Source organism: Pseudoalteromonas nanhaiensis (genome assembly GCF_051235485.1).
GTDB lineage: Bacteria > Pseudomonadota > Gammaproteobacteria > Enterobacterales > Alteromonadaceae > Pseudoalteromonas > Pseudoalteromonas lipolytica_C.
In genome coordinates, this window is record NZ_JBPNYQ010000022.1 from 1 (window position 1) to 26,413 (window position 26,413).

Genomic DNA, 26,413 nt, shown 5'->3' on the forward strand with positions numbered 1-26,413 from the left:
AAACTAAGCTTCGCTGTTAGAACTCAATCTGTACGAGTGCCCACACAGATGATTGCTTTATATTGTTAAAGAACGTTGCGACGTTGTCGCTAGGGATGCGTATAATACATCCTTAATTTTTCGAGTCAACACTTAATTTCAAACTTTCTTTCGATAATTTGAAACCGAAGTTTCACTTAACTCTCTGCTACATTGTTCAGCGTCTTTCGTTGCTGTCCGCCGTGTCAGTGGGGTCGCATTATAGGGAGATGGATTTTTTACGCAAGCACTTTTTTTCAATAAAATTTAAAAAAACGTACTGTTCGCTCAGCTTTTGAACTAAACACCCTAAAACTGGGTGTTTTGCAGTCAATTTAGGCCTGTTTTGGTGTATTTATTTGCTTCGCTGTTACACTAGACTGAGCGCATTTTAAAATTAAAAGGTGAATTTATGACTATCCGTTCTTATAAAGGGATCACTCCGACATACGATAATAGTGTTTATATTGATGAGTCATCGGTTTTAGTCGGTGATATTACGCTTGGTAAAGATTCAAGTGTATGGCCTCTTGTTGCTGCGCGAGGTGATGTTAACTATATACGTATTGGTGAACGTACGAACATTCAAGATGGCAGTGTTTTACATTTAACTCGTGCCTCTAAGTCAAACCCCGATGGTTACCCGCTTATTATTGGTGATGATGTCACTGTTGGTCATAAAGTAATGCTACACGGCTGCCAACTTGGTAATCGTATACTTGTTGGCATGGGTGCAATTGTAATGGACAACGCAGTTGTTGAAGATGATGTGATTATTGGTGGTGGTTCACTGGTACCACCTAATAAGCGTTTAGAGTCAGGTTACCTCTATGTAGGTAGCCCGGTTAAACAGGCTCGCCCTTTAACAGAGCAAGAGCTCGCCTTTTTAAAAATCTCTGCTGATAATTATGTTCAACTTAAAGATGAATACTTAGCTGAGGGCTAAAGCACCTCTGTTAATTCGATTTGTCCTGCCGAGTTATACTGCTCATCGTCGATCAGTTGCTCGGCGAGCTCTTCGTAATCGAAACGATAAGATTCAAAGTAATTAACCGCGCTGCTTTGATCGGCAAAATCATACTTGCTGGTATCAATGACACACTCCACCATCAAGCCACTTACTTGTGCGAAGAATACCAACTGCTTTTTTTCTGGCTTAAATTCGAGTCGGTCGATAAATTGGATAGCTTGATTCACGCAATTTCTCCTGCTTTTAGCGCGGTAACAACGGGTATGATTTCTGGCATTTTATTGCGCCATACAAAATAAGCTTGTGCCGCTTGACCAACTAGCATGCCACAACCATCGAGTGTTAAACATGCCGAGTTAATAGACTTAACCCAACTAATAAATGCGGTATCATCATTGGCGTAAAACATATCGTAAGCGCACTGACACTTAGCAACGTACTCTTCTGCTATACCTGGCAAGTCTCCCGTTACACTACTTGAAGTAGAATTAATAACCACATCATAGTTGTTTGCTGGGATATCATTTAAACCAAAGCCCTGCACATCTATTTCACCATTAAAATGACTCGCTAGCGCCTGCGCCTTTTCAGCGGTACGGTTTGCTATTGTTAAGCTTTCGATTTGCTCATTCAATAATGGTTGAATAACACCGCGCGCCGCACCACCTGCTCCAATAAGCAGTACTCGCTGACCTTTTAAGGTGACATTATTGGCTAAAAGGTCTTTAACAAGCCCTACACCATCTGTGTTATCGCCAAGTAGGCTACCATCTTCGAGTTGCTTAATAGTGTTGACTGCCCCAGCAATTTTCGCTTGCTCTGTGAGTTCATCGACCATGGCAAACGCCTGCTCTTTAAATGGCAATGTAACATTGGCCCCTTTACCACCGGCAGCGAAAAACTCAGCGACAGTTTTTTCAAATGCATCTGTTGGTGCTAAAATGGCGCTGTATTGTATTTGCTCGTTTAATGATGCAGCAAATTGTGCGTGTATTGCGGGTGATTTCGAATGTTTGATTGGATTTCCAAAAACCGCGTATTTATCCATAGTGAAGCAACCTCTTCGCCCTGTTGAGCTTTATTAATATTATGATTAAACGACTTTTTTCTAAATCGAAACCAACGCCTGAAACGCCTACCCCAGAGAAAACACCTTACGAAATTATTGGCGGTGAAGCTGGCGCTCGAGCAATTGCAAACCGATTTTACGACATAATGGCCACAGATGAATACGCCAAACCATTATATGATATGCATCCTCAACCTTTAGATAGAATTCGCCAAGTATTCTTTGAGTTTTTATCGGGCTGGCTGGGCGGCCCGGACCTATTCGTTGAAAAATATGGTCACCCAATGCTCAGAAAGCGTCACATGCCTTTCCCTATTGATCAAGACTTACGTGATCAATGGATGCATTGCATGAATAAAACGCTCGATATCGAAATTGATAACCCACTACTTCGCGAAGGGTTAAGACAATCGTTATCGCAACTCGCCAGCCATATGATTAATCAAAATTAACTAAGCTTTGCGCTATATCAATGTACGCTTTTTCTAAATAAAGATAATAAAATTTCCTTAATTTAGAAAAAGCGTCGTTAAATGAAATCTATCCAATTTAAAATTTATGCCTTGCTGGCAGTGACCGGGCTATTGGTTTTATTTGCCAGTATATTTAGTAGCGCCCAGCAACAACATGAATTAGCACAAGATACTGTTGAAAATAACATAAAGCTGCTTGCCGATAATTACTTTGACTCCATTAATACCATGATGCTGACTGGCACTATGGCTAACCGCGAAATTCTGAGTACTAAATTAAGAAGCCACCCTAATATTGAAGATGCCCATATCATACGTAGTCCGATCGTTAATAAAATTTATGGCCCCGGTAATGCAAACCAAGTAGCTGTGAATGATGCTGAGCGTCAAGCATTAACTGGCAATGAAGCACTTTTTATTGACCAAGATACAAGCACGATGACTTACCTTAAACCGATGTTTGCCAGAAGTGACTATAAAGGTACTAACTGTTTGGGGTGTCACCAAGCACAGGAAGGTGATGTATTAGGTGTAGTAAAAATTAGTTATTCGTTGGCTGATATTGAACAAGAAGTTTCAAAAAACACGTTAATGAACACGCTGCTATTAACGGCGATTTTCATTACTGCATTTACACTGCTGGCGGTGATGTTTAGAAAAATATTTATCAAACGCTTAAAAGTCATTAGCCATACCATGCATTTGGCAACGACCAATAAAGACCTAAGCCTAAAAATTGATGACAACAATAGCGACGAGCTTAGTTCACTTGCCACCAGCTTTAATCACATGATTGGTGCATTTAAAGATAATATTGCCCAAGTTTCCCATTCTTCTAAGGTGTTGATCCACTCTGCCGAAAGCATTTATGCCTCAGCGGATGCAACAGAACAGGCAATTTTAAAGCAAAAGCAAGGTACAGACTCAGTTGCAGCTGCCATTAATGAGCTCGAAAGCTCATCAAGCGAAGTTAAAAATACGACACATTTTGCGTCTGAGAAGTCTGAGCACAGTAATCAGCTTGCACAGCAAAGCTTACACGTTGCTGAGCATACAGAGCAAAGTATTAATCAACTTGCGGCTGATGTGAGAGCTGCAGCTGATCAAGTAACTCAACTACAAACCCAAACGCTAGACGTTGGCAAAGTACTTGAGGTGATCAGTAGCATTGCCGAACAAACTAACTTACTTGCACTTAATGCTGCGATTGAGGCGGCTCGTGCTGGTGAAGCTGGCCGTGGCTTTGCTGTGGTAGCTGACGAAGTGCGCACTCTTGCAACTCGCACTCATGACTCAACGGATGAAATTCGCCGCACTATCGACAAACTGCAAAGTGAAGCTGCGCAAACCGTTAATACGATGAATAACTCTTGTGAAGAAGCTGACGAGAGAGCAGTTCAAGTTAAGCAGGTTGCAAAAGCATTACGTGATATTTCTTCACAAATGAGCGAGATAAACCAACTTAACGTACAAATTGCTGATGCCACTGAACAGCAGAACCTTGCAGCTGAAGAAATTAACCAAAGCGTTATTGCAATCAGTGATAATGCCGAGCATTCATTGGTTGATGCGCATGAAAACCAAAAGGTCAGTGAAGAGCTGTTGTCGTTAGCACGCTCACTGGATGAACAAGTGAGACGCTTTAAATTAAGCTAAATTGCGAGTTTTTCATGCAACTGCTAGAGTTGTTATGAATATTTCATAGTAAATAAGGATGTTTAAATGAAATTTATAACAACTCTTTTAGTCTGCATTGGGGTTATTGCGGCACTACTGTTTACCTACCAGCACAGCGTAAACGATTCCTCAGTTCAAATAAGCACTATTGATGAATATATTTATCATGATGATATTCAACAGATTGCTCAATCACTGCTTAGTCAGGGTAAAACATCACTCAGTGATAAACATGAACAAAGCATTGTTGATGGTTTTGAAAAGCTTATTCAGCATCCTGAGTATTATGAAGTAAAACTCGACTTTTATGCCTGTGATATAAACCAATGTCTAACGCAAATCAGTGCTCCCATCAATACTCCTAAAGAAGAGTTAGAGATTTTAAAAGCTGAGGTGTTATTTAGCGTATTGCCAGAGCTGCCAAGTAGCGAACGGGTCGTCACCCTCGTCGAAGGTGACAACAAAATGTTGATTAGAGTGGTTTCAATATTTGATTAAAGCTGCCACTGGCGTGCAACTAGGTCTGACTCTTGCGTATTTAACCAATCTTGTGGGCGTAAATAGTACTGATACAGCTTAGCCTCAGGGCTGTCTGCAGCTGGTACATAGTTATATTCCCAACGTGCCAATGGCGGCATCGACATTAAGATAGACTCTGTACGTCCACCGGTTTGTAAGCCAAATAATGTTCCGCGGTCCCAAACAAGGTTAAACTCAACATAACGACCACGACGATACAGTTGGAAGTCGCGTTGTTGCTCAGTTGTTGGTGTGTCTTTGCGGCGCTCAATAATGGGTAGGTAAGCGTCTAAATAACCATTTCCTACCGCTTGCATAAAGGCAAAGCTTTGCTCAAAGCCAAGCTCATTTAAATCATCAAAGAATAAGCCACCAACACCACGAGTTTCACCACGGTGTTTTAAATAAAAGTAATCATCACACCACGTTTTATATTTGTCGTAAACCTCTGTACCAAATGGCTGACATAAATCGCTTGCCACCTGATGCCAGTGTTGTACATCTTCAAATACAGGGTAATAAGGGGTTAAATCAAAACCGCCACCAAACCACCAAATTGGCTCTTCGCCTTCTTTTTCGGCAATGAAGAATCGTACGTTGGCATGGCTAGTCGGAATATGAGGGTTATTAGGGTGGATCACTAATGACACACCACACGCATGAAAACTACGACCAGCGAGCTCAGGACGATGTGCTGTTGCAGAGGCTGGCATTGAAGCACCAAACACATGCGAATAGTTTACCCCGCCCTGTTCAATGACATTGCCACCTTGGATAACACGAGTACGGCCACCACCGCCTTCTGCACGTTGCCAATTATCTTCAACAAACTTTGCTTTGCCATCGGCACTTTCGAGGCCCTGACAAATTGTGTCTTGTAAGGCCATTAAATAGGTTTTAACTTGTTCGAGTAGCTCGCTTTGCATGTTTATCCTCTAAATACTTTGCCGGTCGCTGCGTCTTTGATCACGCTTGGTTGAGTGTTACCGCCAAGGGGCTCATCTACGTAGAAGTCAACCATATCAGTAAACTCTGCTTTTGCCTGTTCAATACTCATAACTGTAGGCTGGCCAGTTAAATTTGCACTTGTAGAAACAAGCGGTTTACCAAATTGCTGGCACAGGGCTTTTACTGTTGGATGATCAGTTACACGTACCGCAATAGTATCAAACTGACCTGTTAACCACTTTGGCGTTTCTTTTGCTGCTGGCATCACCCAGGTAATCGCACCTGGCCATTGCGAGAATATATCTGCACGCTTATCCATTGGGATTTTGGCATCATCAACATACTTTAATAACTGACCATAGTTATCAGCAATTAAAATTAAGCCTTTTTCAACTGGGCGCTGTTTAATAGCTAATAGCTTTTCAACCGCAGCTTGATCATCAGGATCGCAACCAAGACCAAATACAGCTTCGGTTGGATATACAATTACACCGCCTTGTTGCAAAGCATCAATAGCACTGGCAGGTTGTGCAACAGGTTCAGACAACGGAACTCTCCTCAATATGCGAATAACAAGTGTATTAAGATTCAACTAACTTATGCATACACGACTTCTGCGGGCATTGTAGCACAACACCTGAGGCAGTTTTCTTTTCAGTCATAATTGGCCATTGGCAAGCTGGGCAAGGCTTTGCAACGGGTTTATGATTTAATGTGTATTTACAGCGTGGATAGCAATCACAAGAATAAAAGGTTTTGCCAGACTTATTACTACGCGCAACGAGTTGGCCTTTTTTGCACTTTGGGCATGCTGGCAATACTGGTGCATCATCGGGCTCTTCATCATGAGCAATATAATGACAATCTGGATAGCCTGTGCAGCCTATAAACATGCCATAGCGACCATTTTTAATTACCAATGGCTTGCCACACTCAGGACAGGCACTGTCTTCAAGGACTTTTATCTGTTGGCTATCATGATGTGCTAATGGGCGAATGTAGTCACACTTTGGGTAACTGGCACAGCCTAAAAACGGTCCTGACTTTGAGTTGCGCATAACCAACTCAGAACCGCATTTAGGGCAAACCTCATACTCTTTTTCTAATGCATGTTTATCTGCAGAAAAAAGAGAATGGTCGATTTTACTCATAAGATTCCTGTGGGGTTGGCTAATTTTCGCCTAATATACCCAAACTCAACAAAGATACAAGCAAAGTCTACTCAGTGTAAGACGTCGGCTGGTTCGTCAAATATTAAGTCTTCCATTTGCGCATAAGCTTGCTCTGAACCTGGCACATTAAATAGCACCATTAACACTACCCACTTTAGATCTTCCAAAGAAATAAATGGCTTATCTAGAGCGCAAAGTCTATCAATGACCATTTCTCGAGTAACGGTGTTGATCACACCGATTTGCTCTATAAACATTAAAAATCCACGACACTCAACGCTCAGCATTTGACACTCACTATCAGTGTAAATACGCATTGCATGCTGCGGCTGTGCATTTAGATACGGATATATATCACTTTGTTGCAGATCAGCTAGCTGCTCTAACCAATCAAGTGCTTTGTAAATTTCGGGCTTATTAAAACCTGCTCGAACTAACTCATCAGTAAGCTCGTTCTCTTCTGTAAAGATTTCAGCTTCGCTATGAATGTAGTTTTCAAAAAGATACATGAGGATGTCAAACATATTTATGTCCTCCAAGTCTTATATAACCGTCTAGCACTCGCTCAACTTTATCGGCAAGTTCTAGGTCAAGCAACCGAGCTTGTACTTCATCGACTGGTAATTGGCTACGCTGCGTTATTTGATCAACACTTGTGACTTCATACCCGATACTGTTGAAGACAGGACAGTTAGGCTCATTTGCACTAGGCTGTTCTATACTATATAGACTGTTTTCACAGAAAAAGCTCACTTCATCGAGAATATCACTTATATTTTCTGTGAGTTTAGCTCCTTGCTTAATCAAAAAGTGGCTCGCTTCAGACAAAGGACTTTTAATTGATCCCGGTACTGCAAAGACTTCTTTATTTTGCTCTAACGCATAGCGTACGGTAACAAGTGAACCACTTTTTATCTGCGCCTCTACTATAAGTACACCTAAAGAAAGGCCGGAGATAATACGGTTTCGACGTGGAAAATTAGTAGCACTAGCTGCCGTGCCAGGTAAGAACTCCGACACTAATAAACCACGTTCAGCCACCTGTTTAATCAACAATTTATTTCGTTTGGGGTAGGCAATATCAATTCCTGTTCCAAGCACAGCAATTGTGTTGCCGGTACCAGCTAATGCACCTTTATGCGCCGCACTATCAATACCCATAGCCATTCCAGAGGTAATTGTCATGCCAGCCAGTGAAAGTTGATGAGCAAACTCTGCGGCTATTTCAAGACCTATTGGTGTAGCATTACGGCTACCAACAATAGCTATTTGCGGTGACAGCAGTAGATCCGTGTTACCTAAACAAAACAGTAATAAAGGTGCACTCGCTATTTGTTTAAGTAACGGCGGATAATCGTCATCAAAGTAACTCACAACCTTAATTTGCAACTGCTCAATTTGTGTTTCATGGTGAGCCACTAACTGCCAGTCAGTATTTACTAAATTATCAGCTTGCGCCTGCGATAAACCAAGCTGCTGTAACTGTAGGCTAGTGAGTGAAAATAACTCACCAAGCGGATGCTTTTGACTTAATGCTATAAGGCTTTTGATCCCTAAGCCTTTACATAAATAAAAGGCAAGCCAATGGGATAGCTTGCCTGAAACCTGTACCATGCTCCCTCCTTAGAGCCTCCAGATTGTGAGTTAGTTTAGAACTGCATAATCCCCAACTCGAATTGGATGCTGGTTTTTTACTATTAATGCGTAGCTAACGTTGTCATATACTTTAAACACCATTAACTCACCCACTTTTTCCTTTGGCATATGCCATACATTACTGTCTTCATCGCTTTCAATACCAAAAAACTCATTTGTATCTGAAATTAGTTTTTCAAGACTGCTAGAGTCTTCGCGATAACGTGGCCCCTCTCGACCATCAAAAACTTCTGGTGATTGGCGCTGAATATCTAGCACATAACCCGGTTCAACTTTATCGGCGCCCAAGTTTAGTACCACAATATCCATGGTACTAAATTCACGCAACTCATTGGCTGACGCGATAATCGTGCCATTCATTGTGGTATCTGGGCGTTTCATAGTGAAGTATGCAGGTAACATTTGCCCTTCCATTGCGGGCATCAAGAAATCGTGTGGTTTTATTTCTTGCTTAACTAACTCAACTTTAACTGAGGCAGGCACACCATTAGCAACATCTCCACTTCTGAATGCGCGTACAATAGCAACTAACTCAGCTTTGTGTGCCAAAACGTCTTTAGATTCAGGATCAACCAACTTATCACCTTGGCGGTACACACCATATGCCTCGTTAAGATGCAGATCGCCTTTAACATATAAAACATGCCCCATGGTGTTCATTTTTGTATTGACGCTAGCACCAAGCACATATGGCTGTTCGGCGATACCATCTGTACTAATAGCTTGCTGATAAGTGAGGTATGGACGCAACAACTCAAGCGGTAATGTAGGGACGGCTTGCTTACCTTTCGGCGTAATTCGCCCTTCAGGAGACAGCTTTTTATAGCGTGCATTTTTAACCAAACGAGGATTACCATCTTTATCGTAAATTAAAGAAAGCGCATCCCCCGGATAAATAAGGTGAGGATTCGCGATTTGCGGATTCATTTGCCACAAATCAGGCCATTGCCATGGCTGGTCAAGATACACACCTGAAATATCCCAAAGTGTATCACCTTTCTTTACAATATATTGTTTTGGAGCGTCTTTTTTGATCGTTAACACATCAGCAGCTGCTGGAAAAGCACAGCTAATGGCTAGCAAAGCCGCAACTAGTGAGTATCTCATTTGGCTTCCTTGAGTTGTTTTTTGATTATTATCAACCAAAACCTGTTAAAGGTGAACACGAATGGCTAAAATAAGAGCATACAATACCCTAAATGAATCACAAGTGTAAAAGGTAACTATGGCTAGGTTAGAAGTTTTGAGATTTCCGGATGAGCGTTTACGTACAATCGCGAAAGAAGTACCAGAAGTAAACGATGAAGTTCGTCAAATTGTCAAAGACATGCTTGAAACAATGTATGACGAAAACGGTATCGGCTTAGCTGCAACGCAAGTAGATATCCACCAGCGAATTGTGGTGATCGATGTATCAGAAGAGCGCGACCAACCGTTAGTATTAATTAACCCAGAAATCACCAAGAAAGATGGCTCAACGGTAAGTGAAGAAGGCTGTTTGTCAGTGCCTTATTCATATGCAAAAGTTGACCGCGCAGAAACGGTAACTGTAAAAGCGCTAAATGAAAATGGTGAAGAGTTCAGCCTAGATGCTGACGAGCTATTAGCTATTTGCATTCAGCACGAGCTTGATCACCTTAAAGGCACCCTATTTATTGATTATCTATCGCCTTTAAAGCGCCAACGTATCCGTAAAAAGCTTGAAAAAGAAGCAAAGCTGGCTGCAAAACAATAAGTTAATCAATAGGAATTTCTGTGACACAACCATTACGCATTATTTTTGCTGGTACGCCAGATTTTGCTGCGCGCCATTTACAAGCATTGATCGACTCAGAGCACGACGTTGTTGGTGTTTATAGCCAACCTGATCGCCCTGCGGGCCGCGGTAAAAAGCTTAAAGCCAGTGAAGTTAAAGAGCTAGCACTTGCTCATAACTTACCTGTATTTCAACCGCAATCGTTAAAATCAGCTGAAGCGCTTGCAGAGCTTACAAGCCTAAACGCAGACATCATGATTGTGGTGGCATACGGCTTATTATTACCAAAAGCAATTTTAGACGCGCCACGCTTAGGCTGTTTAAATGTGCATGGTTCTATTTTACCGCGCTGGCGTGGTGCAGCACCGATTCAACGTGCTATTTGGGCTGGCGATAATGAAACCGGTGTAACAATAATGCAAATGGATGAAGGCTTAGATACCGGTGACATGCTGCACATCAGCCGCTGCCCGATTGATAGCACAGAAACCAGTAGCTCTTTATACGATAAGCTGGCTGCGCTTGGTCCAGATGCACTGATCAGCACGATTAATCGTCTTGCTGCAGGTGAAATCACAGCAGAAAAGCAAGATGACGCACAGGCAAATTACGCCAAGAAGCTTTCAAAAGACGAAGCTAATATTGATTGGTCAATGGATGCTGCGCAAATTGAGCGTAATATCCGTGCCTTTAACCCTTGGCCAGTTTGCTTTACCGAAATGGCAGGGCAAACAGTAAAGATTTGGCAAGCTGAAGTGGTAACACAAAGTGCACAGGCAGGTAAAATCATCGCTGCTGATAAACAAGGCATTACAGTAGCCTGCGGGCAAGATGCACTTAAAATCACCCTTCTTCAACCGCAAGGTAAAAAGCCAATGGCAGTGAGCGATTTCTTAAATGGCCGCAGTGATTGGGTTGAACCGGGTACAACATTAGGCCAAAACAATGAGTAATGTAAGAGCACTCGCTGCTGAGACTCTCTATAACGTAGTTGATAAAGGTGCATCATTAAATCAAGAGCTACCTTTTGCCAGCCAAGGTTTATCGCCTAAAGACAAGGCCCTTTTACAACAAATTTGCTACGGTGTGCTGCGCTATTTACCTAGTTTAGAGAATTATTGCCAGCAACTTTTAGATCAACCCTTAAAAGGTAAGCGCCGTATTTTCCAGTTTTTGTTGTATGTGGGTATTTACCAACTTCAACATATGCGTGTACCGCCTCATGCGGCTATTAGCGAAACAGTAAATGCACTTCAGCAAATGCGCGCACTGGGTTTAAAAGGCCTGATCAACGCGATTTTACGTAGTTTTCAACGTGAACAAGCAGAGCTTGAAGAAAAAGCGCAGCAAATTCCTGTTTGCAAATTTAACCACCCAGGTTGGTTTATCAAACAACTAACTGCGGCTTACCCTGACAACTGGCAAGAGATCCTTGAAGCCAACCAACAACAAGCACCTATGTGGTTACGTGTAAACCAAGCGCAATACAGCACTCAAGAATACAGCGAGATGCTTAAAGCCAATGATATTGAGCACACCTTAAATCCTGACTTTCCTGATGGAATTAAACTCGCAAAACCGTGTGATGTATACGCACTGCCAGAATTTGATACCGGTGCCTGCTCAGTGCAAGATGCGGCAGCTCAGTTAGCGGCACGTTTTCTTGAGCCACAAAATGATGATGTTATTTTAGATGCGTGCGCGGCCCCTGGTGGCAAAACCTGCCATATTCTAGAGCTTGCCGATGCCGACGTATTAGCACTTGATAGCGATAGCGAACGTCTTGAACGCGTTAAACAAAATCTTGTACGCATTGGTTTAACTGCCGATCTACAATGTGCTGATGCTTCACAACCACATATTTGGTGGGATGAGCAGCAATTCGATCGTATATTACTTGATGTGCCTTGCTCAGCAACAGGTGTTATTCGTCGTCATCCTGATATCAAGTGGTTACGACGCGCATCTGATATTGAAGATCTGGCAAATTTACAAGGCGATATCCTCAATAGCATCTGGCCACTACTTAAGCCTGGTGGTACGTTAGTTTACGCGACCTGCTCTGTATTACCGCAAGAGAACCAGCAACAAGTTGCTAAGTTCCTTGCTAATAATCAAAGTGCTGAACATGTACCTCTGCATGAAAACGACGCCCCTACTTTACCTGGTCTGCAATTATTGCCTGGTGAAAGTGACGGTTTCTACTATGCAAAGCTAGTTAAAAAACACTAATAAGAACACGCTATGAAAATAATCATACTCGGTGCCGGACAAGTTGGTGGCACATTGGCAGAAAACCTCGTTGGTGAGCAAAATGAGATCACCGTTGTCGATATCGACGGTAACCGTTTGCGAGAGTTACAAGATAAGTACGACTTACAAGGTGTTACTGGCCACAGTGCGCATCCTGATGTATTGCGCCGTGCAGGTGCAGAAGACGCCGATATGATTATTGCCGTAACCAGTTCTGACGAAGTGAACATGGTCGCTTGCCAAGTCGCTTATAGTATTTTTAACACCCCAACCAAAATAGCCCGAATTCGCTCAGAGCAATACTTAAAGTATCGCGAAAAGCTATTTCATAACGATGACTTACCTGTTGATCACTATATTGCGCCTGAAGCGTTGGTTACTAAGTATATTCGTCGCTTAATCGATTATCCGGGCGCTTTACAGGTATTACAATTTGCCGATGGCATGTTATCGCTAGTTGCGGTGAAAGCGTATTACGGCGGTTTACTGGTTGGTTATGCTCTTTCAGCCTTGAAAGAACACATTCCGAATGTCGAAACTCGCGTAGCGGCTATTTATCGTCAAGGTAAAGCAATTAAACCGCTTGGCACAACCGTTATCGAAGCGGACGATGAAGTGTTCTTTATCGCTGCAACCAAGCATATTCGAGCGGTAATGAATGAGCTGCAAAAGCTCGAACGTTCATACAAAAAGATCATGATTGCCGGTGGTGGTAACATCGGTGCAGGTCTTGCTCGTTCACTCGAGAAAAATCACAGTGTTAAATTACTTGAGCGCAATAAAGAGCGAGCTGCGCAGTTATCCGAAATGCTTGATAACACCGTGGTGTTTTGTGGCGATGCCTCTGATCAAGAGCTGTTATCAGAAGAACATATCGAGCAGGTTGATGTGTTCATTGCGGTAACTAACGACGATGAAGCAAATATTATGTCTGCGATGCTGGCAAAGCGTATGGGCGCACAAAAGACCATGGTGCTTATTCAGCGTGGTGCTTATGTCGACTTAGTACAAGGTGGTGAAATTGATATTGCTATTTCGCCTCAGCAAGCAACCATCTCGGCGCTGCTAACACACGTTCGTCGTGGTGACATCGTTAATGTTTATTCATTGCGTAAAGGCGCAGCAGAAGCCATTGAAGCGGTTGCTCATGGTGATGAGCATACTTCTAAAGTTGTTGGCCGCGCAATTGCTGATATCAAACTACCCGCAGGTACGACTATTGGCGCAATAGTACGTAACGACGACGTACTGATTGCCCATGACGATACGGTTATTCAGTCTGGTGACCACGTAATCATGTTCTTGATTGATAAAAAGCACATTACGGTTGTTGAAAAGCTGTTCCAAGTAAGTGCTATCTTCTTGTAAGTAAAAGCTTATAAACGAAAAAAGCAGCCATCACAGCTGCTTTACGACTCTTGAAGTGAAAGTACCTAACTTTTCTAAAAGATTCTATTGGATTTGAGCGAACTCTTCTTTTGATAGTTCGCCATTACCATCGCTGTCTAGCTCTGGGAATAACTTTTCAAGCTGTGTATTTGCAGATGCTTCTTCTTTACTGATCACACCATCGCCGTCAGTATCAAATGTTGCAAAGCTTACGCCCTGTGCAAAAGCTGCTGATGATGTTGCTAATGCTAAAATTGCGATTGTTGTGCTTAACTGTTTCATAATAACTACCTCAAAATTTGAAAAGAGTGAAATCCGTTTCTGAGATCCCTGTTTAGTGGAAACTGGTATAACTGCGTATTAGTTCAGTTATTCGGCTTTAGAAAACTCTGCTTCAGTAAGAACGCCGTCGCCATCAACATCTAATGTTTTGAACTGCGACATAATGTTTGCATCAACGGCCGCTTCGCTTTTGCTGATCACGCCGTTACCGTCTACATCTAAGGTATCAAAGTCTGTTGCTGCAAATGCTGCCGATGAAGATACAAGTGCAATAAGTGCTAAGGTTTTATTAACTGTTTTCATAATCATATTCCTTCAATATTAAGTGTTAGCTGATCGCACTTCCGGTATTGTCCTTTTTCATGGATTCCCTTATCCATTTAGGCTGTCTTTGGCAGCACAGAACTGATCAGCTAAGTAAACTGTTATTTAATTGCATTAAGCTTTTGAGAACTCTTGTTTCGATAACTCGCCGTTACCGTCAGTGTCTAGTTCACTGAATTTGCTCATTAACTCTGCATCAACGGACGCTTCGCTTTGGCTGATTACACCATCGCCATCAACGTCTAGGGTATCGAAATCACTCATCGCAAATGCTGCTGATGAAGATACTAGTGCCATAAGTGCAAGTGTTTTATTTACTGTGTTCATAATGTCATTCCTTCAAAGTGTGTTGTCTGAGTTAGAAAGTCCTTTTCAGTGTGTCCTTACAATGAAATTAAGCTTTTGAATACTCTTCTTTAGAAAGCTCACCGTTACCATCTGTATCTAGCTCTTTAAATTGACTCATTAGTGCTTCGCTTACAGATGCTTCACTTTTGCTGATAGCGCCATCACCATTAACATCTAATGTGTCAAAATCTGCAGCAAACGCTGCTGAAGATGTTGCTAGAGCTACCAGTGCTAAAGTTTTATGTAATGTTTTCATAATCACTATTCCTTCAATGTTGTCTCAACTTTGATAAAGGATATATTCCTTCAATGTTGTCTCAACTTTGATAAAGGATATATTCCTGAATCAGTTTTTCTCTGTGTTCGCTAGGACTATTTCAACTTCGATGCCAATGTTTAAAAAGTCATAAAAATCAACAACTTTCACGTTAAAATATGGTTTTTAATAAAAATTAGTCGATTTTTTTGTTGCTATTTTGCAACAGAGTGAATGGTAGTTTTTTTACATCATTTAAAATCAATGACTTATAAGATTTAAAATGGAGACAGTGGGTGTAATACAGGATCAGAAAAGCAAAATTTTCTGAGTTTGAATATAAACTCAATCTGAACGAAGAAATTAAAATAAAATAACGAAAATAAAAATCACATTCAAAATATTGATTTTTAAGATAAATTTAAATTTATTATGAATTAATTTAGGTGTTGGCAGGATAAAAACATGAAAAGTCGCCACTTTGTTGCAAAATGGCGACTTCTGCTATTTTTCAAGTACAGACAAGTCGATTAAATGTTCTTTCATAAAGCCTTTCATTTCATCTTTACTCGAATCTAACTGAATACCTAAAATAAAACCTGCCGCTCTTTTACGTACTCGACATACAGTGCCATTAAACTCCCGTTTACTTAGCACAACTTTACACTCTTGCCCTTTGAGCTGGCTCAAGTCTTCTTTACTGTCGATATCAAACTGCACGCCAGTGAGAGAAATATCTTTAATGAGGCCTTCGAGTGTTTGCTCTTTGATCAGTAAGTTTGCAGAAAATAGTGTGGGAATTCGCGTTTCACTTCTTAAACTATAAAGCTGCACTTGCTGTGGAAAGTTTAGAAAAATTAAGCGATGAGGATGCGATGAAATTGCACTAACCTGCTGACGAAACGCAATGACTTGACCACCACCCGTCTCAAGTACAGCACGTATTATAATCATTACAGCATCTTTAATGTATTCATGTGCATTCGCTATCCGCTTAATAGATGGGTAATTTAAGATTATATATTGATCATTTAACAAACCAATAAACTCTGTTTTTACGCGTTTACTATCAGTTGGTGTGGTGATTTCAATATCAACCAAACTACCTGCAGGAATGCAGCCCAGTTTTTCAAGATTAATTTGTTTTTGTGTCTTCGGCATTGTTTCGCCTCCACTAACAGAAAATCACATACTCGTTTTATCCACGCCAGAAGGTTGGAGTAAATAACACTAACAAGGTAAATATTTCTAGACGACCAAACACCATAGCTATCGTTAATAGCCATTTGGCTGAATCTGAAATGGCACCATAATGCGCAGCAACTTCACCTAACCCAGGGCCTAAGTTATTTAGACACGCGGCCGTTGCAGAGAATGCACTTATGTTGTCCATCCCCGTCCCCATCAATGCCAGCATGATGATCACAAACACCAAAGCATAGGCAGAAAAGAACCCCCAAACGGCTTCGACTACTTTATCGGGCAACGCTTTTCGGCCCAGTTTAATAGAGTAAATAGCCCTAGGATGCACAAGTCGATTTAGCTCACGGATACCTTGTAAATAAAGTAAGAACACACGTACTACTTTCATGCCGCCGCCAGTAGAACCTGCACAGCCACCAATAAAGCTTGAAAAGATAAGTAGAATAGGTAAAAACAAAGGCCATGCCGAAAAATTATCGGTAGCAAAGCCCGCGGTGGTACTCATTGATACCGCTTGGAACATAGCTTGGTCGAGAGTCTCATCACCATCGGCATAAATGTTATTCGATGACAATACCGTAAAACAGACAATCACCAACGCTAATTGAATGAGTAAGAACACTTTAAATTCAGGGTCACGTAAATAAACACGAATACTGCGTGATGATACCGCCGCATAGTGAAGTGAGAAGTTAATTGCTGCAATAAGCAAAAACACCACACAAATAAAATTAATGACAGGGCTATCAAACTGCCCCATTGACGCGTCATAAGTAGAAAAGCCACCAATCGCAATAGTAGAGAACGCATGACAAATCGCATCAAACCAATCCATACCCGCAGCCCAGTACGCTAAAGTACAGGCAATTGTTAGCGATACATAAATATACCAAAGATGCTTTGCTGTATCGGCAATACGCGGCGTCATTTTAGAGTCTTTAACAGGTCCTGGGGTTTCTGCACGATATAACTGCATACCACCGACCCCTAGCATAGGCAGTACCGCGACCGCGAGTACGATGATCCCCATACCACCTAACCACTGTAATTGTTGGCGATAAAAGAGTACAGACTTTGGCAGGTATTCAATTCCGGTTAGTACCGTTGCACCTGTGGTTGTTAGCCCTGAAAAGGCTTCAAATACGGAGTCAGCTAAGGAGAGGTTGGGCTCTTGTAAGAACACTAAAGGCACTGCTGCGAAGGTACCTAGTACCAGCCAGAACAAAACCACAATCAAGAAGCCTTCTCGGGCTTTTAGATCACCATGCTCATGACGGTTCGGATAGTAAGCCGCTAAACCAATCACAACACTAAAGATGAAAGCAAGAACGAATGGCACACCACCACCGTCTTTATAAATTAAAGACACCAGTGCCGGTGGCACCATGGTGATACTAAATAGTGCCACAAGTTGGCCGAGAATTTTAATTATGGTACGAAATTGCATCGAGGCGTATCGCTTTCTTATTTAATTGATTTAGCTAATACAGTTTATTGTCTTATAGGCTTAATTGTAAGTAAACGGAATGTATTATTTTTACATTTCAAACTTTTCTGAGTTTTAGCACCACTGCTCCATGAGTAAGCTCATGCACATCATTAATGGCTTGCTCAGCTTGCCGACTATCAATCTCTATTTGCCAAGTAATGTTTTCAGCAAATTGCTTATCAATATTAAGCACTTGATATTTACTTTTTAGTAACTGCTCTATTGCCCCTTGTGCGCTGTAGTCGCTGTGGCCAATTAACTCAATACTCGGAACTTTCGTGATGGTTTTAAGCTCACGCATAGCATTATTTAAACTACCGCCATAAGCACGTACTAGACCGCCTGTACCAAGCTTAATACCACCAAAATAACGTGTTACTACCGCCGTTATTTCACCGATACCCGATCCAGTTAACACATTAAGCATGGGCTTACCGGCAGTGCCATTTGGCTCTCCATCATCCGAAAAACCATAAACGTGACTACCACCTGGGTTGCCTGCAACATGCGCCCAACAATTATGTCGTGCATCACTGTATTTATCTTGGATTTCTTTAATAAAGGCTTTTGCAGCCGCTAGATCTGGGGTGTGGGCAATATGCACAATAAAGGTGCTTTTTTTAATTTCTTCTTGGTAAAAAACCGGCTCAGCCGGATATTGATATTCAGACATAATTGTTTATCTAAAAAAATGGGGCCAAGCGGCCCCGACATTCACTAACATGTAACGATTAATCTAAGTGTAGATCACGGGTCATGTTTTCTAAGCTATCTTCATGAACGATAATGTTATCTTCAATACGGATACCGCCAAATGGCTTGAACTCTTCAACTTTTTCCCAGTTAATGAATTGCTTGTTATCAGTTTGCGCAAGGTCACCAAGTAATGATTCGATGAAGTATAAACCTGGTTCAATTGTAAATACTTGGTTTTTCTCTATTAAACGAGTACAACGAAGGAAAGGATGACCCTCTGGCGGTGCCTGATGCGTCCCCTTATCATCGGCCATAAAGCCGCCCATATCATGAACTTGCAAGCCTAAATGATGACCAAGACCATGTGGGAAGAAGGTTGAAGTAATACCACGCTCAACAATCTCAGCAGCTGGTAACTTCACAATATTAAAGTCGCTCAGTACTTGTGCTACACGTTGATGACAATCTAAATGCAGTTCGCCATATAACAAACCTGGCTTTAAAGACTTACCTAAAGCAATTTGATGTTCAGTCATTACCTTGATTAAGTCACTAAATTCGCCTGACTTTTTAAAATCATAGGTACGCGTGATGTCTGCCGCATAACCATTAAAGTTAGCACCCGCATCAATTAAGAAAGAACGATGGCTTTGCGGTGCTTGAGGCTCAAAATGGGTGTAATGCAAAATCGCACAGTTTTCATTAAGCGCAACAATATTGCCGTATGGCATTTCGTTTTCACTCTGACGCGTTGCCATGAGATAAGCTTGCTGAATATCAAACTCTGAACCACCAGCAAAGAAAGTATCGCGTGCTGCTTTGTGACCCTCTACTGCGATACGGTTGGCTTGACGCAAACACTCAAGTTCGTATTGCGTTTTATAAGCACGATTGTAATGCAAGTAGTTCATTACTGGCTCAGGGTTCATAATGCTAAAGCCCAGCGCTTGAGCAACCTCTAAATATTCACCGATATAAGCAAATTTAGCCTTGTCGTAAGGAAGCAGTTTCTCTACCTGATCTGGCTGAACTAACAATTCAATATCAAAATACTCAGCCCAAAAATCACGAGGTTCATCGGGTACCTTGTGCCAAAAATCAACAGGACGATAAAAGATTAATTTAGGTTTTGCTGTACCATCCACCACAATCCAGCAGTGTGGATTATCAATCACCGGCAACCAGGCTTTAAATTGTGGATTCACTTTAAACGGATAATACATGTCATCTAAAAACTGGCGCTTAGCTTGACCTGAGTGAATCACCAACCCTTCTAAACCTTCACGCTCTGTAATAGTACGAGTACGCTGTTGTAAGGTTGCAATGTGTTCGGCGTATAACACCGCTAATTTATCCATAGTAAACCCATTTTAGTAAATTTAACTTGTTGTCAGTCTATCATAGTCGGCTATATCCCCCAACAGAGGCAATTTAGCAACATATATAAACTAACCACCCATAGTCATATCAAGAATTGGCGCCAATACATTACCATCTCGACCAAGACGCGTATGGTATACCTGCCTATACGCAAAAACATTTTTTACATAGTTGCGCGTTTCTGTGTAAGGAATTAACTCTATCCATAACTCTGCTGGCATTGCTTGCTCTGGTATCCAGCGCTTAATTCTATGATAACCCGCATTATAAGAAGCCGTAGCTAAGATCTCATTGCCATGATTTTTCTTTTTCAAATACTGTAGATATTGACTACCTAAACGAATATTTGTTCGCGGTTGATATAACTGTTTTCGAGATACAGCGCTTTTATTCATATATTTCGCTGTACTTGGTAACAATTGCATCAAACCGTAAGCATTGGCATGAGAGCGAGCATCAGGAGCAAACGAACTTTCACGTCGTGAAATTGCAATACTCCACGCAACATCTATATGACTGCGATTACTGTAGTTTTCAAAAATATTTTTAAAGGCAAATGGAAAGCGCAGCTCGACATAATCCCATTCTTTTATTTGTGCCAAGGTATAAATAGTGCTGTCATACCAGTCAAGCTCTGCCGCAAGCATCGAAGCCGCGAGCTTTTCTTCTTTGGTTGATGTATCTGTTAAATAATTCCACTCACGACGCGCAGATGTGAAACGTTCAAGCTCATAAAGCGCTCGAGCCCGTTTAAAACCAGGTGCATTTGCAACCTCAAGCTTGAGTTGATCACTTACTTGTAATCCTTTGTTATTTAAGCTTACAGGGATACCTAACCGAGCAGATGCTAAAAACCCATAATAATCACGCTCTTTTGCCACTGTTTGCCAAATGGCACGAGCTCGTTCGACTTCGCCACGCTGATTTAAGCTATATGCCAACCAATATTGCTGCCCTAAACTTAAATTTTCTTTACCGGTAAAAAAGGCAGCGATCCCCGACCAATCTTGTCTTTCAAGCATGTTAGCGAGCTGCCATTGCATAAGTTTACTTGTTTGCCGCTCTTTCGGTACTTTGTTAAGCCAAAAACGCGCTTGATTATGACCACTTGAAGCGAGCGATAAAGCAAAGCTGTAATACACATCCGCTTTTTGTTCATCCGTATAGGTGAACATTTTATCGAGTTTTTCCCACGCCCTTAGTGCTAAATCTTTATCTCGCCAAACTAAACGCTTCACACCATAAAGTGCTATTTGTCCCTCTTTGGCTGTTTTCTTTTTAAATCGATATAAGCCAGCTGATGCACTTGGGTCTCTTCGCACTGTTAAATATAAATCAGCTAAATATTGTTCATTGCGAGGAAGCAAGGTTTTTAAATAAGGAATTAAACTTGCTGACCCACCTTCAGCCGCTAATGTAATGCGTTGCCAAACTCGTTGCTGAGTTTGGTAGCCTTTTTTCTTCCATAAGGAAAAAAGCTGATCACACTCTTTCGGTTGTGAATCTCCCACCACCCATAAATCAGTCACCTGATTCATAATAGCTTTTTCGGGTGCACCCAAATCTAATTGAAAACTCAAGTATGGGCAGGTCAGTTCGTTATTACTGGTTTCTCGATAATTACGAATATACGCTGCTTTTTTATTATTCTGTCTTAAGTACTCAAGCCACGTTTTTCGCACAGGCCATTCTAAAGGCGTATTTTGATAAACGTTTAAAAAGTTTTCGATTTCAGTTTGATGCTTAAGGCTTGGGTTACGCTGCCAATAAGCCATTTCAACATAAGGCTTTAATGGGTGATTAAGCCCATTTGCCGCCTCTTTCATGTCTTGATAATCACCGTAACGGGCCTTTTTTTCTGCTTTTAAGAAAGCGTCATGTTTATCGTTGGCGTCGGCTGCAAAAAAAGGAAAAAGTAATGCGGCAGCCGTCCAACCAAGGAGTTGTTTTTTCATGATGACCTTTAACAAAAATTAAAGAATAACTAACAATAAAGTTCCACTACACCTTAGCATCAAACCAGCTATATTTTAATCAATCGCGATAAAGCGTAGTAATTTTTTCGTTGCATTTTCATTTTAAAGCAAGCACACTGATTGAAATGCAAACTCATCGTACCAGTCTTAGTTAATAAACTAGGGAGAATAATAATGTTATATAAAAGCGATTCATTTGAAGTTGCTTTCATCAAGGACAACATCGCCGAGTTTAAGTTCTGTGCTGACGGCTCAGTAAACAAACTTTCGCAGCAAACCTTGCAAGATTGCGCTTTAGCATTAAAAGAATTGGCAACAAACTCAGATATCAAAGGCATGGTGTTCACCAGCGATAAAGATCATTTCATTATCGGCGCCGACATTTTCGAATTTTTACCTACTTTCACTAAACCTCAAGAAGAACTTGTTGCATGGATCAAAAATGCAACTGACGTTTTTGACGCTATTGAAGATTTACCTTTCCCAACGTTAAGTGCTGTAAACGGCATGGCACTTGGTGGTGGATGTGAGTGGGCACTTGCTACCGATTATCGTGTTGCTAGCTCTAACGCTAAAATAGGCCTACCTGAAGTGAAATTAGGCATTATGCCTGGTTTTGGTGGTACAGTTCGCCTTCCGCGCCTTATTGGTGCTGATAATGCGATGACGTGGATCACCACAGGCAAAGAAAACCGTGCTGAAGATGCCTTAAAAGTAGGTGCATTTGACGCGGTAGTTAGTGCTGACAAACTTTTAGAGTCAAGTATTGCAACACTTGAGCAAGCCATCGCTGGTAAGCTAGATTGGCAAGCAAAACGACAAGTAAAATTACAGCCACTGAAAATGAACCGTGTTGAGCAAGGTATGAGCTTTGCAATGGCGGAAGGCATGGTAATGGGTCAGACAAAAGGTCATTACCCAGCACCTGTTATGGCTGTAAAAACAATCAAAGCTGCTGCAAACTGTGAACGCGCTGAAGCAATGGCTATTGAAAACGCTAACTTTGCTAAACTTGCAGCAACAAGCGAAGCTGCCGCGCAAACCGGTATTTTCTTAGCTGACCAATACATTAAAGGTAAAGCGAAGAAGCAAGCTAAGCACAGTGAGCTTGAAATTAAACAAGCTGCTGTATTAGGTGCTGGTATTATGGGCGGCGGTATTGCATATCAGTCTGCTTATAAAGGCACACCTATTATCATGAAAGACATCAACCAAGATGCTCTTGATTTAGGTATGGGCGAAGCATCTAAGCTACTTGGTAAAAAAGTACAACGTGGCCACATGACGATGGATAAGATGGTTGCTACTTTAGGTAAAATCAAACCAACGCTAAACGATGCAGACCTACAAGGTGCTGATATCGTTGTTGAAGCGGTTGTTGAAAACCCTAAAGTTAAGCAAGCCGTTCTTGCTGGTCTTGAAAAAGACTTACCAGCGGGCACTATCCTAACTTCAAACACATCAACTATTCGTATTGATGAGTTAGCGTCTGCTCTTGAAAAACCAGAAAACTTCTGCGGTATGCACTTCTTTAACCCAGTGCCAAAAATGCCATTAGTAGAAATCATTCGTGGTGAAAAAACATCAGAAGCAACAATTAATGCCGTTGTTGATTACGCATTAAAACTTGGTAAATCACCAATTGTTGTAAACGACTGCCCTGGTTTCTTTGTAAACCGCGTGCTATTCCCTTACTTTGCAGGCTTCAGCAAACTAGTTGTTGAAGGTGCTGACTTCGCAAAAGTTGATAAAGTGATGGAAAACGTATTTGGCTGGCCTATGGGTCCTGCTTATCTGCTTGATGTTGTGGGTATCGATACAGCTTACCACTGCACTGGCGTAATGGCTGACGGCTTCCCTGAGCGTATGGCTCGTCAAGACAAAGACCCAGTAACTGTATTTGCAAACGAAAAACGTTTTGGTCAGAAAAATGGCGCTGGTTTCTACCAATATGCACCTGACCGTCGCGGTCGTCTTAAAAAATCGCAAGATGCAACAGCAACTGAGCTACTAAGTGCTATCACTGATGCACCTAAAGATTTTGATAAACAAGAAATCATCGACCGTTGTATGGTACCTATGATCAACGAAGTACTACTTTGTTTACAAGAAGGTATCGTAGCGTCACCACAAGAAGCTGATATGGCGCTAATTTACGGCATTGGTTTCCCTCCATTTAGAGGCGGTGCATTCCGTTACTTAGATCAAACAGGTTTAGCGAACTTTGTTGCAACAGCAGACAAGTACGCTCACTTAGGTGCGATTTACCAAGTATCAGATGAAACTCGCAAGTGGGCCGAAGAAGGCCGTGTATTCTATAAGGTGGAAGGATAAGAAACATGAATAATCCAGTAATCGTAGATTGTATCCGCACACCAATGGGTCGTTCAAAGAACGGCGTATTCAAAAACAAGCGTGCGGAAGATTTAAGTGCTCACTTAATGAAAGGTTTGTTAGACCGTAACCCAGCCGTTGATCCAGCATCAATTGATGATATTTACTGGGGCTGTGTACAACAAACTTTAGAGCAAGGCTTTAACATTGCTCGTAACGCAGCACTACTAGCCGGTATCCCACACTCAGTACCAGCAGTAACAGTTAACCGTTTATGTGGTTCATCAATGCAAGCATTACACGATGCGGCACGTGCAATTATGACAGGCGCTGGTGATACCTACATCATTGGTGGTGTTGAGCACATGGGTCACGTACCTATGACTCACGGTAATGATTTTCACCCTGGTTTATCAACGTCTGTAGCACAAGCTGCTGGCGTAATGGGTTTAACAGCAGAATACCTTGCTACGCTGCACGGCATTAGCCGTCAGCAACAAGACGAATTTGCTTACCGTTCACACCAACGTGCACACGCTGCAACTGTTGAAGGTCGTTTCCGTCGTGAAATCCTGCCAATGGAAGGTCACGATGCAGATGGTTCTTTAATCTTAGTTGAAGACGATGAAGTAATCCGTCCTGAGACAACCGTTGAAGGTTTATCGCAACTACGCCCAGTATTCAATCCAGCATCAGGTAGCGTAACTGCAGGTACTTCATCTGCTCTTTCTGACGGCGCATCAGCCATGCTTGTAATGAGCGAAGAGAAAGCTAAAGAACTGGGTTTACCAATTCGTGCGCGTATTAAAGCAATGGCTGTTGCAGGTTGCGATCCATCAATCATGGGTTATGGCCCTGTTCCTGCATCGCAAAAAGCACTTCAACAAGCTGGTATCACTATTGACGATATCGATGTTGCAGAGCTTAACGAAGCATTCGCAGCACAATCTCTACCAGTGTTAAAAGACCTAGGTCTGATGGATGTGGTAGATGAAAAAGTTAACCTAAATGGTGGTGCAATTGCACTTGGTCACCCACTTGGTTGTTCTGGTTCACGTATTAGCACAACGCTTGTTCACCTAATGGAAGACAAGAACGCTAAATACGGTCTAGCAACTATGTGTATTGGTTTAGGCCAAGGTATTGCAACTGTATTTGAGCGCGTAGAATAACGAGCTCACACCAAACATCTTGGTGATAAAAAGGCGCACTGATTTGCTCAGTGCGCCTTTTTTATTTGCTTTGCTTTCGCTTATTGAAACTGGCGGCAATAGAAAGTTAAAATAGCCGCTTATTAATCGTCTCTTTCATCCAAAAGGTCAGCCATGAGTTTTGATAATCCCGATCACCAATTAGATGCACTTGGCCTACGTTGTCCAGAACCTGTGATGATGGTGCGTGGCGCAGTACGTAAAATGAAAGATGGCGAAACTTTACTTATCATCGCCGATGACCCATCAACCACCCGCGATATCCCAAGCTTTTGTACTTTTATGGATCACACACTTGTGGCAAAAGATGTAGAGCAAGCACCGTATCGATACTTAGTGAAGAAAGGGTTGTAACGAGCTCGTAGGTTGGGTTGAGAGCAACGAAACCCAACGTGTTAGAGATACCTATCTGCTGCGATATATCGAACACTCCCGATCAATAATCCGTTGCAGAGTTAGATACCCCAGCTAACTTCAAAGTGAGTGTGTGTTGGGTATCGCTCCGCTCTACCCAAGCTACCAACTTTTACTTTCGAGTTACTATCACTTTTGGTTGATTACTATTGCGGTAATCAAAGCTCACTACATACACACCTTTTGCAGCGGGTTTAAAGCTGAAATAATTGTAGATGGTATTACAGTCAGCATTTGCAGCTTGGCCTAAAACCAATGATTGCCCTGCTGGGTCCATATCACTGTAACCACAGTTGTAGCCTTCACTAAAATCAGCATCCGCTACTTTGAATTCATACACCTTACCAGGTGTTGAAAATTTTACTTCGGTTTGGAATATACCCGGTGCAACTTGCTCTAATTGATACTGAGGCTCAGCATCCCATAGAGTAAAGTCACCACGTAAATACATAGTACGGTCGAGGTCTTTGCTTGGCAGAATATCGTCAATGCTTGGCATTTGCATTTGGCTAGAACAGGCAGTTAATAAGCCTGCTAATGCTAAAGTAATTATACGTTTCATTACTGTTCCTTATGCTACAAAAAAGCCAGCACTGAGCT

General features: G+C 41.8%; 29 protein-coding genes. 11 read left to right on the forward strand and 18 right to left on the reverse strand.

Features of this window, described 5'->3' with window-relative positions; all coding sequences use genetic code 11:
* The first annotated feature begins 430 nt into the window (after positions 1 to 430).
* Positions 431 to 964: a gamma carbonic anhydrase family protein gene (locus ACSFVZ_RS16220; RefSeq protein ID WP_235383861.1), complete on the forward strand. Its 534-nt coding sequence runs from the start codon at positions 431 to 433 to the stop codon at positions 962 to 964.
* Here ACSFVZ_RS16220 and ACSFVZ_RS16225 read toward each other — a convergent pair.
* Positions 961 to 1,215, reverse strand: a complete 255-nt coding sequence (locus ACSFVZ_RS16225; RefSeq protein ID WP_435559234.1) for a DUF1488 family protein — start codon at positions 1,213 to 1,215, stop codon at positions 961 to 963. The two genes, ACSFVZ_RS16220 and ACSFVZ_RS16225, sit on opposite strands and share 4 nt — an antisense overlap.
* On the reverse strand, positions 1,212 to 2,036 hold the full coding sequence (gene aroE, locus ACSFVZ_RS16230; protein WP_135923110.1) for a shikimate dehydrogenase: 825 nt from the start codon (positions 2,034 to 2,036) through the stop codon (positions 1,212 to 1,214). Before aroE ends, ACSFVZ_RS16225 begins: the two co-directional genes overlap by 4 nt.
* Positions 2,037 to 2,077: 41 nt before the next feature.
* Here aroE and ACSFVZ_RS16235 point away from each other — a divergent pair, with 41 nt between their 5' ends.
* From ACSFVZ_RS16235 to ACSFVZ_RS16245, 3 genes are all read left to right on the forward strand, one after another.
* The gene (locus ACSFVZ_RS16235; protein WP_054554758.1) at positions 2,078 to 2,509 is read left to right on the forward strand and encodes a group II truncated hemoglobin; all 432 of its coding nucleotides are present in this window, start codon (positions 2,078 to 2,080) and stop codon (positions 2,507 to 2,509) included.
* Between the two features lie 81 nt (positions 2,510 to 2,590).
* Positions 2,591 to 4,186 carry a methyl-accepting chemotaxis protein gene (locus ACSFVZ_RS16240; RefSeq protein WP_253039935.1) on the forward strand — a complete coding sequence of 532 codons (1,596 nt, stop codon included), beginning with the start codon at positions 2,591 to 2,593 and terminating at the stop codon, positions 4,184 to 4,186.
* A 66-nt stretch (positions 4,187 to 4,252) separates the two neighbouring features.
* Complete coding sequence (locus ACSFVZ_RS16245) at positions 4,253 to 4,705, forward strand: hypothetical protein (protein WP_435559235.1); 453 nt, start codon at positions 4,253 to 4,255, stop codon at positions 4,703 to 4,705.
* On the opposite strand, the gene hemF is transcribed toward ACSFVZ_RS16245, so the two are convergent.
* The 6 genes from hemF to ACSFVZ_RS16275 all read right to left on the reverse strand — a co-directional run bounded on the left by hemF (position 4,702) and on the right by ACSFVZ_RS16275 (position 9,609).
* Positions 4,702 to 5,652 carry an oxygen-dependent coproporphyrinogen oxidase gene (gene hemF / locus ACSFVZ_RS16250; RefSeq protein WP_135923108.1) on the reverse strand — a complete coding sequence of 317 codons (951 nt, stop codon included), beginning with the start codon at positions 5,650 to 5,652 and terminating at the stop codon, positions 4,702 to 4,704. The genes ACSFVZ_RS16245 and hemF overlap by 4 nt on opposite strands.
* A gap of 2 nt (positions 5,653 to 5,654) precedes the next feature.
* Positions 5,655 to 6,221, reverse strand: coding sequence for an L-threonylcarbamoyladenylate synthase type 1 TsaC (gene tsaC, locus ACSFVZ_RS16255; RefSeq protein WP_135923107.1), 567 nt, complete (start codon positions 6,219 to 6,221; stop codon positions 5,655 to 5,657).
* Positions 6,222 to 6,255: 34 nt separating this feature from the next.
* On the reverse strand, positions 6,256 to 6,825 hold the full coding sequence (locus ACSFVZ_RS16260; protein ID WP_435559236.1) for a DNA topoisomerase family protein: 570 nt from the start codon (positions 6,823 to 6,825) through the stop codon (positions 6,256 to 6,258).
* A 71-nt stretch (positions 6,826 to 6,896) separates the two neighbouring features.
* Positions 6,897 to 7,370 (reverse strand): DUF494 family protein, encoded by a 474-nt coding sequence (locus ACSFVZ_RS16265; protein WP_054563780.1) that lies wholly within the window; start codon positions 7,368 to 7,370, stop codon positions 6,897 to 6,899.
* A complete protein-coding gene (gene dprA, locus ACSFVZ_RS16270) occupies positions 7,363 to 8,460 on the reverse strand; it encodes a DNA-processing protein DprA (protein WP_135923105.1) in 1,098 nt (365 codons plus the stop codon). Before dprA ends, ACSFVZ_RS16265 begins: the two co-directional genes overlap by 8 nt.
* A 30-nt stretch (positions 8,461 to 8,490) precedes the next feature.
* On the reverse strand, positions 8,491 to 9,609 hold the full coding sequence (locus ACSFVZ_RS16275; RefSeq protein WP_435559237.1) for a LysM peptidoglycan-binding domain-containing protein: 1,119 nt from the start codon (positions 9,607 to 9,609) through the stop codon (positions 8,491 to 8,493).
* Between the two features lie 118 nt (positions 9,610 to 9,727).
* Between ACSFVZ_RS16275 and def the strand changes: the two genes are divergently transcribed.
* Genes def through trkA form a run of 4 tightly spaced genes read left to right on the forward strand, consistent with a single transcriptional unit; the run spans position 9,728 to position 13,879 of the window.
* Positions 9,728 to 10,237 carry a peptide deformylase gene (gene def, locus ACSFVZ_RS16280; RefSeq protein ID WP_135923103.1) on the forward strand — a complete coding sequence of 170 codons (510 nt, stop codon included), beginning with the start codon at positions 9,728 to 9,730 and terminating at the stop codon, positions 10,235 to 10,237.
* Positions 10,238 to 10,257: 20 nt separating this feature from the next.
* The gene (fmt, locus tag ACSFVZ_RS16285; protein ID WP_199526973.1) at positions 10,258 to 11,211 is read left to right on the forward strand and encodes a methionyl-tRNA formyltransferase; all 954 of its coding nucleotides are present in this window, start codon (positions 10,258 to 10,260) and stop codon (positions 11,209 to 11,211) included.
* Entirely contained in the window at positions 11,204 to 12,490 is a 1,287-nt protein-coding gene (gene rsmB / locus ACSFVZ_RS16290) for a 16S rRNA (cytosine(967)-C(5))-methyltransferase RsmB (protein WP_435559238.1), read from the forward strand. Before fmt ends, rsmB begins: the two co-directional genes overlap by 8 nt.
* A 12-nt stretch (positions 12,491 to 12,502) precedes the next feature.
* Positions 12,503 to 13,879 (forward strand): Trk system potassium transporter TrkA, encoded by a 1,377-nt coding sequence (gene trkA / locus ACSFVZ_RS16295; RefSeq protein WP_054563775.1) that lies wholly within the window; start codon positions 12,503 to 12,505, stop codon positions 13,877 to 13,879.
* An 84-nt stretch (positions 13,880 to 13,963) separates the two neighbouring features.
* Here trkA and ACSFVZ_RS16300 read toward each other — a convergent pair whose 3' ends face one another.
* From ACSFVZ_RS16300 to ACSFVZ_RS16340, 9 genes are all read right to left on the reverse strand, one after another.
* Entirely contained in the window at positions 13,964 to 14,182 is a 219-nt protein-coding gene (locus ACSFVZ_RS16300) for an EF-hand domain-containing protein (protein ID WP_135923100.1), read from the reverse strand.
* An 87-nt stretch (positions 14,183 to 14,269) separates the two neighbouring features.
* On the reverse strand, positions 14,270 to 14,485 hold the full coding sequence (locus ACSFVZ_RS16305; protein WP_135923099.1) for an EF-hand domain-containing protein: 216 nt from the start codon (positions 14,483 to 14,485) through the stop codon (positions 14,270 to 14,272).
* 135 nt (positions 14,486 to 14,620) lie between these two features.
* Complete coding sequence (locus tag ACSFVZ_RS16310) at positions 14,621 to 14,833, reverse strand: EF-hand domain-containing protein (protein WP_135923098.1); 213 nt, start codon at positions 14,831 to 14,833, stop codon at positions 14,621 to 14,623.
* A gap of 67 nt (positions 14,834 to 14,900) precedes the next feature.
* Positions 14,901 to 15,110 carry an EF-hand domain-containing protein gene (locus ACSFVZ_RS16315; protein ID WP_135923097.1) on the reverse strand — a complete coding sequence of 70 codons (210 nt, stop codon included), beginning with the start codon at positions 15,108 to 15,110 and terminating at the stop codon, positions 14,901 to 14,903.
* A gap of 504 nt (positions 15,111 to 15,614) precedes the next feature.
* Complete coding sequence (locus ACSFVZ_RS16320; protein WP_135923096.1) at positions 15,615 to 16,271, reverse strand: flagellar brake domain-containing protein; 657 nt, start codon at positions 16,269 to 16,271, stop codon at positions 15,615 to 15,617.
* A gap of 37 nt (positions 16,272 to 16,308) precedes the next feature.
* On the reverse strand, positions 16,309 to 17,760 hold the full coding sequence (locus ACSFVZ_RS16325; RefSeq protein WP_135923095.1) for a TrkH family potassium uptake protein: 1,452 nt from the start codon (positions 17,758 to 17,760) through the stop codon (positions 16,309 to 16,311).
* A 97-nt stretch (positions 17,761 to 17,857) separates the two neighbouring features.
* Positions 17,858 to 18,475 carry a YigZ family protein gene (locus ACSFVZ_RS16330; protein WP_135923094.1) on the reverse strand — a complete coding sequence of 206 codons (618 nt, stop codon included), beginning with the start codon at positions 18,473 to 18,475 and terminating at the stop codon, positions 17,858 to 17,860.
* 58 nt (positions 18,476 to 18,533) lie between these two features.
* Positions 18,534 to 19,856 carry a Xaa-Pro dipeptidase gene (gene pepQ / locus ACSFVZ_RS16335; protein WP_135923093.1) on the reverse strand — a complete coding sequence of 441 codons (1,323 nt, stop codon included), beginning with the start codon at positions 19,854 to 19,856 and terminating at the stop codon, positions 18,534 to 18,536.
* A 90-nt stretch (positions 19,857 to 19,946) separates the two neighbouring features.
* Positions 19,947 to 21,833 (reverse strand): transglycosylase SLT domain-containing protein, encoded by a 1,887-nt coding sequence (locus ACSFVZ_RS16340; protein ID WP_235383869.1) that lies wholly within the window; start codon positions 21,831 to 21,833, stop codon positions 19,947 to 19,949.
* Between the two features lie 195 nt (positions 21,834 to 22,028).
* Between ACSFVZ_RS16340 and fadB the strand changes: the two genes are divergently transcribed.
* From fadB to tusA, 3 genes are all read left to right on the forward strand, one after another.
* On the forward strand, positions 22,029 to 24,188 hold the full coding sequence (gene fadB, locus ACSFVZ_RS16345; protein WP_199526969.1) for a fatty acid oxidation complex subunit alpha FadB: 2,160 nt from the start codon (positions 22,029 to 22,031) through the stop codon (positions 24,186 to 24,188).
* Positions 24,189 to 24,193: 5 nt separating this feature from the next.
* On the forward strand, positions 24,194 to 25,360 hold the full coding sequence (gene fadA, locus ACSFVZ_RS16350) for an acetyl-CoA C-acyltransferase FadA (protein ID WP_138557619.1): 1,167 nt from the start codon (positions 24,194 to 24,196) through the stop codon (positions 25,358 to 25,360).
* A 153-nt stretch (positions 25,361 to 25,513) separates the two neighbouring features.
* Complete coding sequence (gene tusA / locus ACSFVZ_RS16355) at positions 25,514 to 25,753, forward strand: sulfurtransferase TusA (RefSeq protein ID WP_054554785.1); 240 nt, start codon at positions 25,514 to 25,516, stop codon at positions 25,751 to 25,753.
* A 172-nt stretch (positions 25,754 to 25,925) separates the two neighbouring features.
* On the opposite strand, the gene ACSFVZ_RS16360 is transcribed toward tusA, so the two are convergent.
* Positions 25,926 to 26,375 (reverse strand): early set domain-containing protein, encoded by a 450-nt coding sequence (locus ACSFVZ_RS16360; protein ID WP_435559239.1) that lies wholly within the window; start codon positions 26,373 to 26,375, stop codon positions 25,926 to 25,928.
* Positions 26,376 to 26,413: the final 38 nt, after the last annotated feature.